Here is a 250-nt window from a genome sequence, read left to right as displayed (position 1 = left end):
TTTGAAAATAAACTCACAAGGAAGACAGAAAATTATGGCAAGGGCACCCAAACCCCCGACGTATCTTAATGACATTGCTGCCAGTCAGTGGAAATCCAAGGCAAAAATCTTAGGCGAACGGGAAGATCTGACCGCCGCTGACTGGAACAACTTAGAACTGTACTGCGTCAACTATGCCATTTACCGAAAAGCGGTGGCAGACCTTGATATTCGGGGCTTTAGCATCGTAAACAGTCAGGGCAGCGAAAGC

At 47.2% G+C, this 250-nt stretch carries 1 protein-coding gene; it reads left to right on the top strand.

The annotated features are described in order from the left end of the window. Window positions 1-34: 34 nt before the first annotated feature. A partial coding sequence (locus PSI23_RS22405; RefSeq protein WP_273557093.1) for a P27 family phage terminase small subunit occupies window positions 35-250 on the top strand: 216 nt, incomplete at its 3' end.

Origin of the sequence: Xenorhabdus yunnanensis, assembly GCF_028598805.1 — a bacterium.
Classification (GTDB): Bacteria; Pseudomonadota; Gammaproteobacteria; order Enterobacterales; family Enterobacteriaceae; genus Xenorhabdus; species Xenorhabdus yunnanensis.
Note: the sequence above shows the minus strand (reverse complement) of the source record. Positions and strands in the feature narration are given on the sequence as shown.